We start from the raw sequence: 20,305 nt of genomic DNA, 5'->3' as shown, positions 1-20,305 counted from the left end.
GCAATAAATGGATGCCATACAGCACCCATTTAATTAACAGAGGTTATTAGAGATAAGACACATTCATGGTAACGGAACCATCAAGTTCAATACTAGAACCTCCCTTAAACTCTTTAGGATTGATGATTTTAGTATCTACGTTATAGCGACCCGAAAATAATGCCCCTTCAAAAATACTTTTATCAGCGTTAAAATAAGTAATATTCTGATCTTCAAACTTATCTAAGTCGACCGATGCTTGTCCTTCAACATCATTAATACCGCCTAGAAGCGCAGACTCTCCATCAACTTTAGGTTCGGTCAGTGAGACTTTATAACCACCAAAACCGACCTTTACATCATCCATATTAAGAGCACCTTCACCCAAACCAAAATAAGAGGTACCAATTTCAGCCGGAACACTACCTTTACGGTTATCGACAAAGCTCATCGATACTGCTGTCTTATGAGGGCAGTTAATAGCATACTCAATATTTCTCTTTCCTAAATCGATGATTCTTTCTTCTTTTTCAACCAACTCCTGTAAAGAAATATTCCCATAATTAATTTCTCCGCCGTTTACATCCAATTGGCAGGCACCCGGCATCAATTTACCTTTAACCGTAATTTCTGCGCTGTTATCCGCAGCAAAGGCTGCAGGAGTTAACGCAGCTGAAAGGATCAGAGCAGCAATTGTTTTGAATCTTATAGATTTAATTTCCATTTCATAACTCTCCATGTACATAAAAAGACACCAGAAGTAATGCATTTTATGATCACTGACATAAATGCTTACTGCTGGATAAATATACTGATGAATAGGAACAATCCGTAATTAATAGTTATTAGATTTCATTAGGACTTTATAAAATATAATAATATCTATTTGCTGAATTATTAAATCATGGAAACATCGTTAACTATCTGTTTTAATTGTGTGTTAAATATATCTTTGAGTATATTTAAGGCAAAAAAAAAGCAGTCCCCCGCGGGAACTGCCTTTAACAACATTAAGTTTTAAAAATATGGCGCTATGAAAATAATTAGGCTTTAGCTTTCAAACCGCGCTGACGTACAACTTCGAACAGACACACACCGGTCGCCACAGATACGTTCAGAGAAGATACGGTCCCCGCCATCGGAATACTGATTAATTCATCGCAATGCTCACGAGTCAAGCGACGCATACCGTCGCCTTCCGCGCCCATTACCAGAGCCATTGGCCCCGTCAGCTTGCTTTGATACAGCGTATGATCGGCTTCCCCTGCGGTACCCACGATCCAGACATTATTTTCCTGCAATACGCGCAAAGTACGAGCCAGATTGGTCACTCGAATCAAAGGGACGTTCTCCGCAGCGCCGCTGGCTACTTTCTTGGCCGTCGCATTCAGCTGAGCGGAACGATCGCGCGGAACGATAACCGCATGGACACCAGCAGCGTCGGCGCTACGCAGGCAAGCTCCCAGGTTATGCGGATCGGTAACGCCGTCCAAAACCAACAGGAAAGGCGATTCTACGCTGGCCAGCAGGCTTGGCAGATCGTTTTCCTGATACTGACGGCCTTCCCGCACACGCGCGACAATCCCCTGATGAACACCGTCTTCTACCTGAGAATCCAGCCATTGGCGGCTAGCAACCTGCACCACCAGACCAGCGGCCTCCAGCTCTGCAACTACTGGCTGCAAACGACGGTCATCCCGTCCTTTCAGGATAAAAACTTCCAGAAAACGTTGCGGATCGCGTTCTAACAGGGCTTTGACGGCGTGAATACCGTAAATAATTTCGCTCATGATGCTCTTTTACATGTGTCGGTGAATCCTATACAGGACCCGCCGTTGATTAAATAATGCGTAACACTAAGGGTTAGGCTTTGATCAGGGCGACGCTCCGCCGCCCTGTGGATACTAACTGGCTGACTTTTTCTTAGCTCGTTTGGCTTTAGTCGCCGCCGCAATCTTCCGGGTCTTTTCAGACGTTTTTTTCGCTTTGGCCTTTTTCTCCGCAGCCGCTTTGTCAGTTGGCTTGTCAGCATCAGGGCGGAAAGCGCTATCAGGCTCAAAATTAGCCGGTTTCTTGCCTCGACGATTACGCTTCTGTCCACTACTCGCGCCGCCATCGGCAGCACCGCGACGAGATTGTCCGCCTTCACGACGTGAAGGTGCGCTGCCACGCATGGTACGTTGGCCCGCTTTTTTCTCTCTGTCTTTCGCCGTTTTCCCTTCGCCGCGCGGTTTACGCGTGCTGGATACCAAAGCAAAGTCGATTTTACGCTCATCCATGTGGACAGCTTCCACACGAATCTCAACGGTGTCACCTAAACGGTAAACCACGCCGGAAGATTCGCCGATCAGCCGCTGTCCTATATTGTCGTAGCGGTAATAATCGTTGTCCAGGCTGGAAACGTGAACCAAACCGTCGATAAACAGATCGTCCAGACGCACAAAGAAGCCAAAACCGGTCACGCTAGCGATAATACCGGTAAACACTTTACCCACCTGATCTTGCATGAAGTCACACTTCAGCCAGTCAGCAACGTTACGCGTGGCTTCATCAGCCCGACGTTCAGTCATAGAGCAATGTTCGCCCAGTTGTAGCATATCTTCGTAATCGCTGTGCCAGCCGCCGGTTGGTGTCCAACGTTCTTTCACCGAACCCTGCTCTTTGGCTAGCTGATACTTAATTGCCCGGTGCATCGCCAAATCAGGATAACGACGAATCGGGGAAGTAAAGTGGCCGTAAGATGCCAGTGCCAGACCGAAGTGACCGCGGTTTTCCGGATCGTAAATCGCCTGTTTCATCGAACGCAGCAGCATGGTTTGCAGCATTTCGTGATCTGGACGATCGGCAACCTCATCCATCAGAACCGCATAGTCTTTTGGCTCTGGTTTCATTCCACCACCCAATACCAGACCCAGCTCATTCAGCACGCTACGCAGTGCGGAAATATGGTCATCGCTTGGACGATCGTGGACACGGAACAAAGCCGGTTCGTTATGTTTTTCGACAAAACGCGCCGCCGCGATGTTAGCCAGAATCATACATTCTTCGATCAGTTTATGCGCATCGTTACGCATAGTTGGCTCGATGCGTTCGATACGACGTTCTGCGTTGAAGATAAATTTGGCTTCTTCGGTTTCGAAGGCGATGCCGCCACGCTCTGCACGCGCGTGATCCAGCGCTTTATACATCGCATGTAGCTCTTCCAGATGCGGTACCAACGGCTTATATTGCTCACGCAATGATTCTTCGCCATCAATAATTCGCCAAACCTTGGTATAGGTCAGACGCGCGTGGGAGCTCATTACCGCTTCGTAGAATTTATAGGAAGACAGTTTGCCTTGGGAGGAGACGGTCATCTCACACACCATACACAGGCGGTCTACCTGCGGATTCAGCGAGCAGAGGCCGTTAGACAGCACTTCCGGCAACATAGGTACGACCTGCGACGGGAAGTACACCGAGTTACCCCGAGCGCGAGCTTCGTCATCCAGTGCGGTACGCGGGCGTACATAATAACTCACGTCCGCAATCGCTACCCACAGCCGCCAGCCGCCGCCGCGTTTTTTCTCGCAGTACACCGCATCATCAAAGTCACGTGCATCTTCGCCATCGATAGTGACCAACGGCAGATCCCGCAGATCCACACGACCTTTCTTCGCTTCTTCAGGAACCTGTTCTTTCAAATCTGCGACTTGTTTCTCCACCTGCGGTGGCCAGGTATGAGGGATTTCATGGGTGCGCAAAGCGATATCCACCGCCATGCTGGTGCCCATGTTTTCACCCAGCACTTCAACGATTTTACCCACGGCTTTACTGCGGCGAGTTGGGCGCTGAGTCAGTTCCACCACCACTACGTAACCCATGCGGGCACCGCTGATGGAATCTGGCGGAATCAGGATATCAAAGCTGAGGCGACTGTCGTCCGGAACCACGAAACCAATGCCTGCGTCGGTAAAGTAACGGCCTACAATCTGGCTGGTTTTCGGCACTAATACACGAACAATACGCGCTTCACGACGGCCTTTACGATCGGCACCCATGGCCTGAGCCAGCACCACGTCACCGTGAATAGCCATTTTCATTTGGTCTGAGGACAGGTAAAAATCGTCTTTGCTGCCTTCAACTCGCAAGAAACCGAAACCATCACGGTGACCAATAACGGTACCGCGCAGTAAATCAAGACGCTCAGGCAGCGCATAGCACTGACGGCGGGTAAAGATTAATTGGCCATCGCGCTCCATGGCACGCAGGCGACGACGCAGAGCTTCTAAAGCCTCTTCGCCGGATAAATTGAGTTCTGTGGCCAACTCTTCACGGCTGGCTGGCGTTTCGCGTTTGGCGAGATGCTCTAAAATGAATTCCCGGCTTGGGATCGGTGATTCATACTTCTCTGCTTCTCGCTCCAGGAAAGGATCTTGTGACATTGCGGTTCCTCCGTAGTCATCAGCAGGTTGCTCAACGTTATTCATTAAGCAAACACACTATTCAACAAGTAATAACTTGTAGAGCGGAGCGTTATCTTTAACCATATCGGCCAAAGTATAGTTATCCAGCTCTTTAAGGAAATTCTGTACAGCCTGGTGGAGCACCTGTTTCAAACGGCAGGCTGGGGTGATATGGCAAAAATCGCTGCAACAGTTCACCAAAGACAGAGGCTCAAGTTCACGCACGACGTCGCCGATACGGATACTTTCTGCCGGTTTGCCTAACCGAATGCCGCCGTTTTTGCCTCGAACTGCGGTCACTAATCCGGCACGGCTCAACTGGTTGATAATTTTCACCATGTGATTGCGCGATACCCCATAGACCTCGGTCACCTGAGAGATGCTAGTCATCTGCCCCGGCGGTAACGAAGCCATATAGGTAAGCGCCCGTAGGCCATAATCAGTAAAACTTGTTAACTGCACGTATACCCCTGAGTATCAGTGTACTCTGCTAAAGCTCATCTGCGATGACACCAGTCTAAGTGTTATTTATGAAAGCGTATTCTTTGAATGATAAACCAGCCACAAAGCTTGCGGCTAATCATTTAGGTGGAGGCGGAGGTTTTTGGCGTAAAAACTGCTTATCGAGGAACAACAAACCGGGCATAAGCCCGGTTTGAGTATTTTGATCGCATGGATTTGACGGTGTATCTATCAATCAGGCATCAAATGGATCGCGCAAGATCATAGTCTCGTCACGATCTGGGCCGGTAGAAATTATATCAACCGGAACACCAGTCAGCTCTTCTACACGTTTGATGTAGTTTAACGCTGCCTGAGGTAGCTGCTCGTACTTTTTCACTCCGAAGGTTTTTTCTGACCAGCCTGGCATAACTTCGTAGATTGGCTCGATACCTTCCCAGCCTTCAGCTGCCAACGGAGTCGTATCCATTTCGCGGCCGTCTGGCATGCGGTAGCCCACGCAAATTTTCACTTCTTTCAGGCCATCCAGCACGTCCAGTTTGGTCATGCAGAAACCTGACAGAGAGTTGATCTGAACGGCGCGCTTAACGGCAACGATATCCAGCCAGCCGGTACGACGGTCACGACCGGTAGTCGCACCGTATTCGTTACCTTGCGTACGCAGGAATTTGCCGGTTTCGTCTTCCAGTTCGGTAGGGAATGGACCTGCACCTACGCGAGTAGAGTAAGCCTTCATGATACCCAGTACGTAATCTACGTAACGTGGCCCCATACCAGAACCTGTCGCAACGCCACCCGCGGTGGTGTTAGACGAAGTCACGTACGGATAGGTACCGTGGTCGATGTCCAGCAAGGTGCCTTGTGCGCCTTCGAACATGATCAGCTCGCCTTTCTTACGGGCGCTATCCAACAGTTCAGAAACGTCAACAACCATGCCAGTCAGGATATCGGCAACAGAAACGCCGGTCTGAGGATCGACAGCCATCAGACTATCCAGAACTTCCTGATAATCAACCGCATCAACTTTGTAGTAATGCACCAACTGGAAGTTGTGGTAATCCACAATTTCTTTCAGTTTTGCAGCGAAGGTTTCTTTATTGAACAAATCACCCACGCGCAGACCGCGGCGAGCAACTTTATCTTCGTAGGCAGGACCGATACCGCGACCGGTGGTACCAATAGCTTTCGAACCACGTGCTTTTTCACGCGCGTTATCCAGAGCCACGTGATATGGCAGGATTAGCGGGCATGCTTCAGAGAGTAACAGTCGCTCACGTACTGGTACGCCGCGCGCTTCTAACCCTGTCATCTCTCTCATCAACGCATCAGGAGCCAGTACAACACCGTTGCCGATGATGCTGGTTACGTTTTCACGCAGAATACCTGAGGGAATCAAATGAAGAACGGTTTTCTCACCGTTGATAACCAAAGTATGGCCAGCGTTATGCCCACCTTGATAGCGCACAACATATTTAGCCCGTTCAGTCAGCAGGTCGACGACCTTGCCCTTACCTTCGTCACCCCATTGGGTGCCCAGTACGACGACGTTCTTACCCATCTCAAAAATCACCAGGTTGCCTTAAAAAAGGATTCTAACATCTCACCCGTGTGCTTTCAGCACTTTTTAACACATGCTTGCACAGTTTTTGCGCTTGGATTCAGCCACCCATGCGGCTACGCAACATGTAGTAGATGACGACGCCAGCAACCACTAATGCACCGCCAAAACGACGTAGCGTGGAGTCAGGTAACTGCGTCATCGCCTGAATCATTTTACGCCATGCTTTGGGATAGAGCATCGGACCTAGCCCTTCAAGCACCAAAACCAGCCCCAGTGCTAACCAGATTGTGGAGTTCATTATCTGCCTCAAAAAGAAAAGGCCCGCGTTAACGGGCCTTGCATCACACGCGAACCCCCTTACGGACGTTTGCTGGAATTATCCGGAGATTTCATATAGCGGAAGAAATCGCTGTCCGGACTCAACACCATCACATCGTTGCCGCTGTTAAAGCTATTTTCATAGGCGCGCAGGCTACGAATAAAGGCATAGAAATCTGGATCTTTACTGAATGCATCTGCGAACAGACGAGCCGCCTCTGCATCACCGCCGCCGCGAGTAATACGCGCCTGACGCTCAGCTTCTGCCAAAGTACGAGTCACTTCGTAGTCAGCAGTTGCACGCAGTTTTTCCGCTTCTTCCTGACCTTGTGAACGGTGACGACGAGCGACCGCTTCACGCTCAGCGCGCATACGCTGGAAGATCGCATCAGAAACTTCAGCCGGCAGGTTGATTTGCTTGATACGCACGTCAACCACTTCAATACCCAGTGCCGCCATGCTGTTCGGATTCACCGCAGGCTGTTTGCCACGGGTTTCCTCTTCAACACGCGCAGCTACGGAAGCAATCGCATTATCGGCTTCGGTAGTAACGGCTTCGTCATCTACGGTACCGGTATTCAGCGCATCGCGGACATCAGAGGTCAGGCGACCACGAGAATCCGTAACAATATCACGCACATCCAAACGACCGATTTCAGAACGCAGGCGGTCACTGAACTTACGTTTCAATAACACTTCTGCCTGAGAAATATCGCCACCACCGGTTGCCAGATAGTAACGGCTAAAATCACTGATACGCCATTTCAGGTATGAATCGACAATCAGGTCTTTTTTCTCTTTGGTCACGAAGCGGTCAGCTTGGTTATCCATGGTCTGAATACGCGCATCCAAGGTCTTCACTGTTTCAATGAAAGGAATCTTGAAATGCAGCCCCGGTGCGTACACCAAAGGTTTGTTATCGTTATCACGCAGTACTTTACCGAAACGCAGCACAATCCCGCGCTGGCCTTCCTGTACCACGAATAATGAAGCATAGAGCGCAATCAGCACCACAGCCACGACGAATAAGATCGACTTACGCATTGATTATTCTCTCCCTACGCGAGTGGAAGTGTCACGCTGGGCGTTTGCCCGGCGCTGATCCATGACAGAGCCAGAGTCTGAGCTAGTCGCGCTCTTCTCCGGACTGCTTGCCGCAGAGGAAGACGGATTCAAACGAATCAGACTTGAGTCTTTGCTAGCACCGGCTTTATCCGCACCGGCCTGTCCACGCAGCATTTGATCTAATGGCAGCACCATCAGATTATTACTCTTGTCGTTAGCCAATACTTTGTGAGTATGACCCAGGACTTTTTCCATGGTTTCGATATACAGACGCTCACGAGTAATTTCTGGTGCAGCCTTGTACTCTGGCAGCAACTTGGCAAAGCCAGCGACTTCACCCTGCGCTTCCAGCACCTTACGCGCGGCATAAGCACGAGCATCTTCTAACAGACGCTGCGCCTGACCGTTAGCACGTGGCTGAACTTCGTTAGCGTAAGCTTCTGCTTCACGGATGTACTGTTGTTCGTTTTCACGTGCAGCAATCGCATCATCAAAGGCGGCTTTCACTTCTTCCGGCGGACGAGCGGCCTGGAAGTTGACGTCCAGCAAAGTAATACCCATGTTGTATGGACGAATGGTTTCTTCCAATACGCGCTGAGTATCGCTACGAACGATGGTGCGGCCTTCAGTCAGAATCTTATCCATGGTGTATTTACCGATAACACCACGCACTGCGCTGTCCGTTGCCTGACGCAGACTGTCATCAGGGTTGGTTACGCTGAACAGATAAGCTGCCGGATCGGTTACACGGTACTGAACGTTCATTTCGATGCGAACTACGTTCTCATCGGATGTCAGCATCACGCCTGAAGCGGCCAATTCGCGCACGGATTCAACGTTTACCGGGGTCACTTCATCGATGAAGGTCGGTTTCCAGTTCAAACCTGGTTGAACGATATGGCTCAGTTTGCCCAAACGTGTCACAACGCCACGTTCGGCTTCTTTAATGGTATAGAAACCACTTGCGGCCCAAATGACGACAACGGCTACCGCAGCGATACCCACAATGCGTCCGCTAAAGCCAGGACCCTGTGTTGCGCCACCGTTACCACTTCCGCTACCTTTGCCGAAACTACTCAGTTTCTTGCTCAGTTTGCGGAAGATATCATCCAGATCCGGCGGCCCCTGATCACGGCCACCTTTATTATTATTTCCGCCAGAGTTGCCGCCATTATTATTGCTGCTCCCCCACGGGTCGCGGTCCTGTCCGTTATTACCGGGCTGATTCCACGCCATGTTTTAGCTCCATTCTTCTATGATTGGTTTTCTTCAGGCCAAGAGCGCACTTCCCTATAAGAAGCTGGCCCTCAATCTCACAAGTTCGATCAAACCCGACTCTTTCATTAACCCAAAGGGCCAATTAAACGACGTAGTCGATCAGCTCCTGCTCTTGTTTACAGAGACGACGCCATTCAACGATAGGCAGTCGAACCACCATACCGATATGCCCGCCCTCTTCTATCCACTCTTTTTCAATTGCCTGAAGCTGATAAAAACGGCTACGTAGACGGCCAGCCTGAGGCGGTAAGCTCAATTCATAGTGTGCGATTTCACCAGAAAGACGCTCCGTCAACGCTTGAAAGAGCAACGGGATACCTGCGCCGGTTTCGGCTGAGAGCCAAACCCTGACCGGCAGGTTTTCTTCGTTGCGATCGATACGCGGCTCGAAATCGTCCAACATATCGATTTTGTTCATCACTAACAGCGTAGGGATTTCGTCCGCTTCAATTTCTGCTAGCACGGTGTCGACTGCGGCTACATTCTCGCTCACGCGTGAATCAGCTGCATCAATCACATGCAATAACAGCGAAGCCTGCCGCGTTTCTTGTAATGTCGCTTTGAATGCGGCGACCAAATCGTGCGGCAAATGTCGAATAAATCCTACAGTATCCGCCAATACCGTATCGCCAACGTCCGCCACATTAATACGGCGCAGCGTTGGATCCAGCGTGGCAAATAGTTTGTCGGCCGCGTAAACATCGGCAGACGTAATTCGGTTAAACAGGCTGGACTTGCCGGCATTGGTATATCCTACCAGCGAAACAGTCGGTATTTCAGCCCGGTTGCGAGCGCGTCGGTTTTGCTCACGCTGCTTGGCCACGCGCTCTAGGCGATTGAGGATCAAGCTAATGCGGTCACGTAACAAACGGCGGTCGGTCTCTAGTTGGGTTTCCCCCGGCCCTCTCAGGCCAATCCCGCCTTTTTGACGCTCAAGGTGCGTCCAGCCGCGTACCAGTCGAGTTGCAATATGACGCAATTGCGCCAATTCAACCTGCAACTTACCTTCATGAGTACGCGCCCGTTGGGCAAAGATATCTAAAATTAATCCGGTACGATCGATCACCCGACATTCACACAGGCGCTCAAGATTCCTCTCCTGCGCGGCGGAAAGTGCGTGATCAAACAGGACAACAGATGCGCCACTGGCCTTAACGGCATCTGCAATTTCTTCGGCCTTTCCTTCACCGACAAAGTATTTGGGATGAGGCGCTTTGCGACTGCCCGTCACAATTTGCAGTGCCTCTACGCCAGCAGAAGATACCAACGATTCGAATTCGCTGAGATTTTCTGTGTCTTTGTCTTGCGAGAAATAGATATGAACCAGTACGGCCTGCTCACCGGCTTCATAACGGTCAAACAAGCGTGCAACCTCTCAAACGGGTAAAAACCGCTAGTGCGGAGAACATAAGACAATCAATGTTGCTTATGCTCTCCGTCATGGTTGACCAGCAATACGCTTTATTCAGCGTCATCGCTATCCTGCTGCTGTTGTTGCGGCGCAGACGGATTACTACCATGATAATTATTGGTGCCGCCACTCGGATTATTGCTGTGATGCGATACCGGGCGAGACGGGACAACAGTAGAGATAGCGTGCTTATATACCATCTGGCTAACTGTGTTTTTCAACAGAATGACAAACTGATCGAAAGACTCAACTTGGCCCTGCAGTTTAATGCCATTCACTAAATAAATAGAAACCGGAACCCGTTCACGACGCAATGCGTTCAGGAACGGATCTTGCAAAGATTGCCCCTTAGCCATTCTATATTTTCCTTATTTGCTTGTTGTTTTTAACTAAGAACCTATCGGCTCGAAAATAAACTGCGTAAAAAAAATCTGCGCGCTGAGTACTAATCAATTGTACACAATCATTCAACCTATGCACTAACAACCTGTATTACAGAGTCTAAAGCCTGTTCCGGCTTATCACTGTCGAGCCAATGAACAGATTCCCAACCTCGTAGCCAGGTCATTTGTCGCTTTGCCAACTGACGCGTCGCACAAATTCCGCGGAAAACCATTTCGTCATAATCAATCTCACCAGCGAGATAAGACCACATCTGGCGATAACCAACACAGCGAATGGCAGGCAAGTCCGTATGCAAATCTCCACGGTTAAAAAGCGCCCGAGCCTCGGTTTCAAATCCTGCATCCAGCATCTGACGAAAACGTAATTCAATACGCTGGTGCAATAACTCGCGGCTAGCAGGCGCAATCGCAAATTGGTGAACCTGATAAGGTAAGGTTTCACCCGAAATTTTAGTCAGTTCCGTTAAAGTTTTACCCGAAATAAAAAAAACTTCCAGTGCTCTAGAAAGTCTCTGGGGATCATTGGGATGAATCCGCACGGCAGAAACCGGATCGATTTCAGTCAGTTGCTGATGCAGAGCTTCCCAACCTCGTTCAGCGGCTTGTGCCTCAATGCGCTGGCGCACCTCTGGATCGGCAGAAGGCAACGGAGACAGTCCCTCTAACAGCGCCTTGAAGTACAACATCGTGCCCCCCACCAGCAGCGGAATACGCCCGGCGGCGGTAATCTCAGCCATTTCTTTCAGAGCATCTTTACGGAAATCAGCGGCCGAGTAGGATTCAGCCGGATCGCGAATATCGATTAATCGGTGGGGAGCCAGCGCCAGCTCTTCTGCGCTGGGCTTGGCGGTACCGATATCCATACCGCGATAAATTAGCGCGGAATCCACGCTGACAAGCTCCACAGGCAAATGTTGACGTAGCGCAATAGAAAGCGCCGTTTTGCCGGAAGCGGTCGGCCCCATCACGAATATAGCTGGGGGCCGGTTCAAATTCTCAGTATGACTCATGGGTTAAAGTTGCCAATGCGGCCTGTATATCAATAGGTTGTAAAAGCCCGGCAGGGGGTGATTGCACCAGCTGCGGACAAAGACGTTCGACATCCGTCAATAATTGTATCGCTTGGGATACATTCCAGACCTCATGCTCACTGCCAAGGCGGCGGGCAATCCAGGTGGCAAGTACCTCCGGCGACATCTCCTTATGTTGCGACAGATAGCCTAACAGTTCCGGTATCAGTTTTTGTAAATTTTGTTGGCGTAATGGTAAAGATACTGCACGTAGCGTCGCTCGTCCGTGTTCAATCGCCAGTTCGATTCCCATGGTAATCAATAATTTCTGGTGATGCTGGCAGGCCGTGGCTTCGTTTTTATCCAAAGTCAGTTTAAGCGGAATCAACAACGGCTGCGGACGCAACCCTTCCTCTGGCGGATTAAGCTGCGCCTGTTTCAGCCAGCGTTCGGCAACCGTTAGAGAAAGCAATGCCAAGCCCTGACCATATTCTATCACCGCGTAGCAGGGTGGCAGCACCGTCAATACCCGGCCAAAGCTGTATTGTCCGCTGCGCAGCGGTTCTTCATCCTTTCTGCTTTTTATCACTGCCGCAGGCTGTTGTTCTGGCAACTTATCCGTCGCAGGAGCCGGTTTCAGCAATTCGCGATACAGTTCACCCTGCTGTTTTTGATAAGGCGCTGGCGGCGTATAGGCTGGCGCTCGAGGCTCACGTGCAGAAGTATGAGAACCCGTATTGGCAACCCGTGGAGCCACGTATTGCTGCTGAATGGCTGTTTTTTCCGGCTGTGGCTGAGCGTATTTATTTCCACCAGCGGCCACCCGATTCTCCGGCTGCCAGCGCGGGGCTTCAATTTCGCCATCTTCGGAGACAATCAGCGCTGGTTCTGCGCTTTGCTGTAAAACGCTGGTCACCGCCTGATAGATAAAATCATGGACCAAACGTGCCTGATGGAAGCGAACTTCATGCTTGGCCGGATGAACATTCACATCCACCTGATGAGGATCAATATCCAGATACAACACATAAGCGGGCTGCTGATCGTCTTTTAGCAGATCCTGATAAGCCTGACGGATAGCGTGATTAATCAGCCGATCGCGCATCATGCGATTATTGACATAGCAATATTGCATCTCGCTAGGCGTTCGGGCAGCGCTGGGGTCGGCCACCCAGCCACGAATATTCAAATCACCGTGCTGCCATGAAATCGCCAGCGCATGTTGCAGGAAGGCCGGGCCGCAAATACTGGCCAAACGACGTTCATGCTGCGAAGGATCTGGGGCCGCTCGATATTGGCGAACCAGCTTGCCGTTGTGAGTGAGGTGAATCGCCACGTCGAAGCGCGCCAACGCGATGCGGCGTACCACTTCATCAATATGGCCGAATTCGGTTTTTTCCGTGCGCATAAATTTACGCCGCGCTGGCGTGTTATAAAACAAATCCAGCACTTCCAGCGTACTGCCTACCGGATGGGCGGCGGGTTTGATGGTCACCGCCATATCCCGCCCTTCGGCGTAAGCCTGCCAGGCTTCGTTCTGTTCGGCGGTACGCGAGGTCAGCATCAAACGGGAAACCGAGCTAATACTGGCCAACGCCTCACCGCGAAAGCCCATGCTGAGAATGGCCTCCAGATCTTCCAACGAACTGATTTTACTGGTTGCATGGCGCGCTAACGCCAGCGATAAGTCGTCTTTAGCTATCCCACAGCCGTTATCACGGATACGGATTAATTTTGCGCCACCTTTCTCAATATCAATATCGATTCGCGTGGCACCAGCATCCAGACTGTTTTCCACCAACTCCTTTACTACCGACGCAGGCCGCTCTACCACTTCACCGGCGGCAATTTGGTTGGCGAGTTGTGGCGGTAATATCTGAATCGGCATAACAAATCCCTTCGGTTAAGACTGTGGAATGGTGAGCGTTTGGCCGAGTTGTACCGAACCAGACTTCAGCTTATTCACGCGTTGAATCTCACTTTGAGATACACCATATTTCGCCGCAATAGCGGATAAAGTATCCCCGCGTTTAACCTGATGCTTGATCGGTTTGGCCGGGCTGATTTTCTTCACCGCAGGCACCTTGGCGACGCTAGCTACCGCGCTGCCAGATGCGGGAATTCGCAGGCGCTGCCCAACCCATACCACGTCTTTCTTCAGCGTATTATTCTGCCGCATCGCCGCCATACTGACACCGTACTGGCTGGCAATGCCGGATAGAGTTTCACCCCGTTTTACCATGTGAATCAGCGATTTACCGCTAATGGTGGCTTTCCCCCCACTGCTGACCGCACTGACTACCGGGCCAGGCTGATTAACACCACTTTGACGCGCTGACCTTTCAACCGCCGCTGTTGCGCCCAGCGGACGGTTTTCGACCTTTGGGTCGGCTTGTAGCGGATGCGACAGGAAATAACTGCGCAAGCCTTTGTAAATCGCTTGGGCAATTTTATCCTGATACGCACTGCTGCCGAGCAGCCGCTCCTCCGTACCATTACTGATAAAGCCGGTTTCCACTAATAAAGAGGGAATGTCCGGTGAACGCAACACGCCAAGACTGGCGTGTTCCGGCCTACGTTTATGAATAGAACCAATGGCTTGAAGCTCATGTAGCACTTTTACCGCTACGTCGTAACCCACCCGCTGGGAGTGACCAAATTGTAAATCCAGCACCGCCTGACTGAGATAAGGATCGGCTGAAGTGTTGGCGAGTACGTCACCCGCTCCGCCCAGCAGCTCAGATTGCTTCTCATGCTGCTCCAGCCAGTTGCCCATTTCACTGTTCGCGCGACGGTTAGACAGTACCCAGACAGAAGCACCGTTGGCGCTGCGATTCGGTGCCGCATCGGCATGAATGGAAACCAGCACGTTGGCAGCCTGCTTACGCGCCACGTCTGAACGCCCCATCACCGAGATAAAATAGTCGCCGTTGCGCGTCAACACCGGTTTAAACATCGGGTCATTATTGAGTAATGTCTCCAGCTTACGGGCAATGGAGAGGGTCACGTTTTTCTCTTTCAGACCATTTTGCCCAATAGCGCCAGGATCCTGACCGCCGTGACCAGCATCGATAGCCACCACCACACGATCGCTACTGGCTGGCGCGCTGGTTTTAACCGGACGCGTGGTTGAGGTGGTGATGGTCGGGCTGCTGGTCACTACCGTTGGCTTATTATTGAACGGATTACTGCCGGCGGTGGCCTTGGTTGCCTGTCGCGTTGGCGTCGCCGTGGTCACCGTTTGAGTTTGACGTACTGGCGTACCAGCGGCTGTCAGGGTGAACACCACGTTATATTGATTGCCCACTTGCTGCGTCACTGCGCGTGTTTTGGCTTTTTGCGTCAGTTCAAACACCAATCGGGTGCTTTGCGGGTCTTTCGGCTGGCTGGAGCGAATTCTTTTCAACAGATTCTGCCCACTGAATTCCAGCGGTAAACCGGAAAGATTACCGCTCTGACGAATATCCAGCACAACGCGCTCCGGCCCGCTCAGCGGGAAGAAGGCATAAATCGGTTTGCCGTCGAAGCTCAGGGTTATCTGACTTTCGCCGGAACCGTTGGTAACTTTGATATCGGTTAACTTCATCGCCCATGCCGCCGGAGCGGCCAATACGCTAGAAACAACCAACAATGCGGTGGCTAAATAGCCTCTCCAGCTAAGCATCATCGACAGTTTATCCTTGCGCAGCGGCTAAGCGGTGCAGAACATCCGCACCAGAATCAGACAGCGCTACCAGCCGAGCTTCACGCCCCTGCGGCTGATAGTCCAAATGTAATTCGATATCAGGCTTAGGCAAGAAGCCCTCGCCCTGCTGCGGCCATTCCACCAGGCAAATAGCCTGTCGATCGAAATAGTCGCGAATTCCCATAAATTCAAGCTCTTCCGGATCCGCCAATCGGTAAAGATCGAAATGATAAACCGGCCGAGGCGTCAGTGCGTAAGGCTCCACCAAGGTATAGGTAGGGCTTTTTACGTGGCCTTGATGTCCCAGAGCTTGCAGGAAGCCGCGGCTGAATGTAGTTTTTCCGGCACCTAAATCGCCGAACAGATAAATAACGCTGGCACCTTCGAAGGCTTGCGCCAAACGAGCCCCCAATGCAACGGTTGCTGCCTCATCAGGCAAAGGTAAAACGAGTTCTTTCATTCTTGATATCTATTTTGCTAACTCAGGATTAACGTAGTTCGGAATAACCGGCAATAAATCTGTCGCCAGTAAACCCCGGGTGCCTTGTTGTTCAGCCAGTTGATCGGCTGCCGCGCCGTGGACCACACAACCTGCGCAAGCCGCATCATACAGCACCAGCTTTTGCGCTATCAAACCGCCAATGATACCGGACAAAATATCGCCCATACCGCCGGTCGCCATGCCCGCATTCCCCACATCGGCTATCGCCATTTCGCCCTGCTCGCTGGCTATCAACGTACCGGCACCTTTTAGTACCACTACGCCGCCGTATGTCTCTACCAGTCGACGAACTGAAAGTAAGCGATCACTCTCAATTTCAGCGACGGTACAACCGAGCAAACGAGCCGCTTCACCGGGATGAGGGGTCAACACTCGATTCTGACGCCTCAGCGGATTTAATACCAGCAAGTTGAGCGCATCTGCGTCCCATAACGCAGGTTTATCACTCTGTTGCAGTAATTTCAGAGCATTCCTGCCCCAATCTCCTTGCCCCAGCCCCGGTCCAATAACCAAAGTGTCTGCCCAATCGATAGCCTCAATCAATAAATCATCGCTGAGTGCCTGTACCATAAGTTCAGGACGAGCAGTGAGTAGAGGAGCAACATGATCGATGTTAGTAAGCACTCGCACCAATCCAGCACCGCTGCGTAGTGCGGATTCTCCCGCCATCCGTATTGCGCCCCCCAAACCTTTATCACCCCCTACCAACAATAGACGACCTTGCTCACCTTTGTAAGAACAAGGTCGCCTCGGTTTCAACCATTTGCTGAGGTTATCAGAGGTAATTCTCTCAATGTGCGGCATTTGCTGATCAAGCCATGGGGACAAACCCAGATCGTCGCAATGCAACTGACCGACCCAATCACGCGCCTGCCCGGTCAATAACCCTGGTTTTAGCGCCACAAACGTCAGCGTATGCTCGGCTCGAATCACTACGCCAGGAGCAGCGCCGGTTTCCGCCCCTAAGCCAGAAGGAATATCCAGCGCGAGTTTAGGCGCCCGATATCTATTCGCCATTTCAATTAAAGTAGCGTAACTGCCTCGTGGCGCGGCACGTAAGCCGGTGCCCAGCAGCCCATCGATAATTAAATCAATATCCTGCGGCCAAAGACTATCCTGAGGAAAAATATTCCCCCCCGCCGATAACCACTGCTCACGCGCCAGAGCAGCTTCGGCAGGCAATGGACGATTGCCCTCACAGGCAATTAATGTCACTTTCAAACCCGCCGCTTGAGCGCGGGCAGCCAGGATATATCCATCCCCGCCGTTATTGCCATGACCGCACAGAATCAACCAGTGTCGGCTCGCAGGATAATATTGGCGAGCCAGAGCAAAAGCGGCTTCACCGGCTCTAACCATCAGTTCAAACAGAGAAAGTGACAAAGCGGCAGCAGCAACGCTTTCATGTTGCCTGACCCAGTCCGCAGAAAAAATAGAGTGTGGTAAACTTAGGCCGTTTTGTTTCTTACTATGGTCCGTCATGACACACCCCCTCGATCTGAATCAATTAGCCCAACATATCAAGCAATGGGGGCAATCGCTAGGTTTCCAGCAGGTTGGCATCTGCGATACCGATCTTTCTGCGGAAGAACCTCGTTTGCAGGCGTGGTTAGACAAGCAATACCACGGTGAAATGGCGTGGATGGCGCGCCACGGTATGTTGCGGGCGCGCCCCCATGAACTGCTGCCCGGTACGCTGCGGGTTATCAGCGTGCGCATGAACTACCTGCCAGCCAAAGCCGCCTTTGCCAGCACTTTGAGCAATCCAGAATTGGGCTATGTCAGCCGCTATGCCTTGGGACGCGACTATCACAAGCTATTGCGGCAACGGTTAAAGAAATTGGGCGATCAGATTCAGGAGTATTGCGCACAGCAATCGAGTGAAAACGGCGTCAATTTTCGTCCGTTTGTCGACTCAGCTCCGATAATGGAACGTTCACTCGCTGCCAAAGCGGGTATTGGCTGGGTTGGCAAGCACTCACTTATTCTTAATCGCGAATCTGGCTCCTGGTTCTTCCTTGGGGAATTACTGATTGATTTGCCGTTGCCAATCGATCAACCGCAAGAGGAACAGTGTGGCCGCTGCGTGGCTTGCATGACGACCTGTCCAACCGGGGCCATTGTCGCGCCTTACACCGTGGATGCTCGCCGCTGTATTTCCTATCTCACCATTGAGTTGGAAGGCGCTATTCCCGAAGAATTTAGACCGTTAATGGGAAATCGTATTTATGGCTGTGATGATTGCCAACTGATTTGCCCGTGGAACCGCTTCTCTCAACTAACAGAGGAGGAAGATTTCAGCCCGCGTGCGGTATTACATACGCCAAAGCTGCTGGATCTGTTCGCCTGGAATGAAGAAAAGTTTCTACGAGTCACCGAAGGTTCCGCGATCCGCCGTATTGGGCATCTGCGCTGGCTACGTAATATCTCGGTGGCTTTGGGAAATGCCGCCTATCAGGATGAAATTGTGCTGGCGCTGGAAAGTCGCAAAGGCATCGACCCTATGTTGGATGAGCATATCGTCTGGGCTATCGAGCGGCAGTTGGCGCGGCGGGCAGAACAAAGTGTTGAAGTGCAGTCATCGCAGAAAAAGAGGCTGGTTCGAGCCATTGAGAAAGGGCTGCCGCGAGACGCATGATAACTTTTCAATCGCGGGTTTTTCCGTAATAAACCTGTCAAGCGCCCTGTGCATAAAAATAAAAATGCCTTGCCAATCAAGTGGGAAAAAAAGCGCAAGAGATCGCCATAACGTTTTCCCATAAATAAATAAACAATTAAAACAAATAGTTAAATTTAGGCAATAGCCATTGGTTTAATTAGCATCAGTATATAAAAAATACAGAATCTGTGGATAAGTCTGTTGAAGAAGTTAATACATTCTGTGAAAGGCACGACAAAAAGCGCGAACTGTCTGTGGATAATTATTTTGGAGATGAAGATAAAATTGGAGCGGGAAACGAGACTCGAACTCGCGACCCCGACCTTGGCAAGGTCGTGCTCTACCAACTGAGCTATTCCCGCATTGAGATGCTGATGCACCCTGCTGTCTGTTTGACGGCATTTGGTATTCATGGCTGAAGATTGGAGCGGGAAACGAGACTCGAACTCGCGACCCCGACCTTGGCAAGGTCGTGCTCTACCAACTGAGCTATTCCCGCATCACAGATATTAGCGAATGGTTCGCCGACATCGTTAGCTTCTGCCACTACTTGAAAAATTTGGAGCGGGAAACGAGACTCGAACTCGCGACCCCGACCTTGGCAAGGTCGTGCTCTACCAACTGAGCTATTCCCGCTCTACGTACTAAATTCGATCTCGCTAACTGGCGAAAATCTTCATCGGTACGGGGTGCGCATTATACGAGAATTCCGTTTTGCTGCAAGCCCCTGAAAGCAAAAAAATCATTTTTTCGTTCAAGTGTCGATTAAATCAACAATATGTACTTTTTGCCAGCGACGGGTGTTGAATAAATCGGCTAAGCGCTTAAAACCCGTGATTTGCACGACAGAATCATAGTACTGAGAACAAGATTCTGCCGTGTTTAAACCAGATTTTATCTATTAAAGACTAAAGCTGGATAAAATGTTCGCGGTAATAAGCCAGTTCCGCCACAGATTCACGAATATCGTCCAGCGCCTGGTGCGTATTTTGCTTTTTAAAGCCCGGCAGGATTTCCGGTTTCCAACGGCGAGCCAGCTCTTTCAATGTGCTGACGTCCAGATAGCGATAGTGGAAATAAGCTTCCAGCGCAGGCATATAGCGGAACAGGAAGCGGCGATCCTGACCCACGCTGTTACCGCAGATAGGCGATTTGCCGGCCGGCACCCATTGTTCGAGGAAAGCAATGGTCTGCATTTCTGCATCATGGTCGTTGAATGGGCTAGCTTTTACCCGCTCAACCAGACCACTACCGGTATGAGTACGCACATTCCACTCATCCATTAGCGCCAGTTGCTCATCAGACTGATGCACCGCCAAAACCGGGCCTTCTGCCAGAATATTAAGATTGGCATCCGTTACCAACGTTGCGATCTCAATAATCCGATCCCGCTCTGGATCGAGACCGGTCATTTCCAGATCAATCCAGATCAGATTATTTTCATTTCCTGCCATGATATTTCCTGCCTATTCATCGGGGGGATCAACCGAACAAACGGTTAAATGATAAAATTATGTGTATCATAG

Annotated in this window: 16 protein-coding genes, 3 tRNA genes and 1 pseudogene; 1 reads left to right on the top strand and 19 read right to left on the bottom strand. The window is 50.8% G+C overall.

Annotation, left to right across the window (positions count from 1 at the left end):
* Positions 1-46 precede the first annotated feature (46 nt).
* The 15 genes and pseudogenes from ACQ4OC_RS11240 to nnr all read right to left on the bottom strand — a co-directional run bounded on the left by ACQ4OC_RS11240 (position 47) and on the right by nnr (position 17,602).
* Entirely contained in the window at positions 47-703 is a 657-nt protein-coding gene (locus ACQ4OC_RS11240; RefSeq protein ID WP_064516048.1) for a DUF1120 domain-containing protein, read from the bottom strand.
* A 319-nt stretch (positions 704-1,022) separates the two neighbouring features.
* Entirely contained in the window at positions 1,023-1,769 is a 747-nt protein-coding gene (gene rlmB, locus ACQ4OC_RS11235) for a 23S rRNA (guanosine(2251)-2'-O)-methyltransferase RlmB (protein ID WP_064516047.1), read from the bottom strand.
* Between the two features lie 114 nt (positions 1,770-1,883).
* Positions 1,884-4,403: a ribonuclease R gene (rnr, locus tag ACQ4OC_RS11230; RefSeq protein ID WP_064516045.1), complete on the bottom strand. Its 2,520-nt coding sequence runs from the start codon at positions 4,401-4,403 to the stop codon at positions 1,884-1,886.
* 57 nt (positions 4,404-4,460) lie between these two features.
* A complete protein-coding gene (gene nsrR, locus ACQ4OC_RS11225) occupies positions 4,461-4,886 on the bottom strand; it encodes a nitric oxide-sensing transcriptional repressor NsrR (protein ID WP_049599288.1) in 426 nt (141 codons plus the stop codon).
* Positions 4,887-5,121: 235 nt separating this feature from the next.
* Positions 5,122-6,444 carry an adenylosuccinate synthase gene (locus ACQ4OC_RS11220; protein WP_049599570.1) on the bottom strand — a complete coding sequence of 441 codons (1,323 nt, stop codon included), beginning with the start codon at positions 6,442-6,444 and terminating at the stop codon, positions 5,122-5,124.
* Positions 6,445-6,544: 100 nt separating this feature from the next.
* The gene (locus ACQ4OC_RS11215) at positions 6,545-6,745 is read right to left on the bottom strand and encodes a DUF2065 domain-containing protein (protein WP_049599286.1); all 201 of its coding nucleotides are present in this window, start codon (positions 6,743-6,745) and stop codon (positions 6,545-6,547) included.
* A 59-nt stretch (positions 6,746-6,804) separates the two neighbouring features.
* Positions 6,805-7,809, bottom strand: coding sequence for a protease modulator HflC (gene hflC, locus ACQ4OC_RS11210; protein ID WP_049599283.1), 1,005 nt, complete (start codon positions 7,807-7,809; stop codon positions 6,805-6,807).
* A 3-nt stretch (positions 7,810-7,812) separates the two neighbouring features.
* The gene (hflK, locus tag ACQ4OC_RS11205; RefSeq protein WP_064516043.1) at positions 7,813-9,066 is read right to left on the bottom strand and encodes an FtsH protease activity modulator HflK; all 1,254 of its coding nucleotides are present in this window, start codon (positions 9,064-9,066) and stop codon (positions 7,813-7,815) included.
* Between the two features lie 124 nt (positions 9,067-9,190).
* The gene (gene hflX / locus ACQ4OC_RS11200; RefSeq protein WP_049599277.1) at positions 9,191-10,471 is read right to left on the bottom strand and encodes a ribosome rescue GTPase HflX; all 1,281 of its coding nucleotides are present in this window, start codon (positions 10,469-10,471) and stop codon (positions 9,191-9,193) included.
* A 98-nt stretch (positions 10,472-10,569) separates the two neighbouring features.
* The gene (hfq, locus tag ACQ4OC_RS11195) at positions 10,570-10,875 is read right to left on the bottom strand and encodes an RNA chaperone Hfq (protein WP_064516041.1); all 306 of its coding nucleotides are present in this window, start codon (positions 10,873-10,875) and stop codon (positions 10,570-10,572) included.
* A 116-nt stretch (positions 10,876-10,991) separates the two neighbouring features.
* A complete protein-coding gene (gene miaA, locus ACQ4OC_RS11190; RefSeq protein ID WP_071925589.1) occupies positions 10,992-11,933 on the bottom strand; it encodes a tRNA (adenosine(37)-N6)-dimethylallyltransferase MiaA in 942 nt (313 codons plus the stop codon).
* Positions 11,920-13,821 (bottom strand): DNA mismatch repair endonuclease MutL, encoded by a 1,902-nt coding sequence (gene mutL / locus ACQ4OC_RS11185; RefSeq protein WP_064516037.1) that lies wholly within the window; start codon positions 13,819-13,821, stop codon positions 11,920-11,922. The genes miaA and mutL overlap by 14 nt, the downstream gene beginning before the upstream one ends.
* 15 nt (positions 13,822-13,836) lie before the next feature.
* Positions 13,837-15,534 (bottom strand): annotated as a pseudogene (gene amiB, locus ACQ4OC_RS11180) (N-acetylmuramoyl-L-alanine amidase AmiB); the annotation flags it as partial.
* Between the two features lie 73 nt (positions 15,535-15,607).
* Positions 15,608-16,078: a tRNA (adenosine(37)-N6)-threonylcarbamoyltransferase complex ATPase subunit type 1 TsaE gene (gene tsaE / locus ACQ4OC_RS11175; protein WP_064516033.1), complete on the bottom strand. Its 471-nt coding sequence runs from the start codon at positions 16,076-16,078 to the stop codon at positions 15,608-15,610.
* Between the two features lie 9 nt (positions 16,079-16,087).
* Complete coding sequence (gene nnr, locus ACQ4OC_RS11170; protein WP_120806362.1) at positions 16,088-17,602, bottom strand: bifunctional ADP-dependent NAD(P)H-hydrate dehydratase/NAD(P)H-hydrate epimerase; 1,515 nt, start codon at positions 17,600-17,602, stop codon at positions 16,088-16,090.
* On the opposite strand from nnr, the gene queG reads away from it, so the two are divergent.
* Positions 17,601-18,758: a tRNA epoxyqueuosine(34) reductase QueG gene (gene queG, locus ACQ4OC_RS11165; RefSeq protein WP_064516029.1), complete on the top strand. Its 1,158-nt coding sequence runs from the start codon at positions 17,601-17,603 to the stop codon at positions 18,756-18,758. The genes nnr and queG overlap by 2 nt on opposite strands.
* Positions 18,759-19,065: 307 nt before the next feature.
* Here queG and ACQ4OC_RS11160 read toward each other — a convergent pair.
* From ACQ4OC_RS11160 to orn, 4 genes are all read right to left on the bottom strand, one after another.
* Positions 19,066-19,141, bottom strand: a tRNA-Gly gene (locus ACQ4OC_RS11160).
* A 61-nt stretch (positions 19,142-19,202) separates the two neighbouring features.
* Positions 19,203-19,278 (bottom strand) — tRNA-Gly (locus tag ACQ4OC_RS11155).
* Positions 19,279-19,339: 61 nt separating this feature from the next.
* Positions 19,340-19,415, bottom strand: a tRNA-Gly gene (locus tag ACQ4OC_RS11150).
* Between the two features lie 272 nt (positions 19,416-19,687).
* Entirely contained in the window at positions 19,688-20,233 is a 546-nt protein-coding gene (orn, locus tag ACQ4OC_RS11145; protein ID WP_064516027.1) for an oligoribonuclease, read from the bottom strand.
* Positions 20,234-20,305 lie beyond the last annotated feature (72 nt).

It is taken from the genome of Yersinia sp. J1 (assembly GCF_050586585.1).
Classification (GTDB): domain Bacteria; phylum Pseudomonadota; class Gammaproteobacteria; order Enterobacterales; family Enterobacteriaceae; genus Yersinia; species Yersinia entomophaga.
Note: the sequence above shows the minus strand (reverse complement) of the source record. Positions and strands in the feature narration are given on the sequence as shown.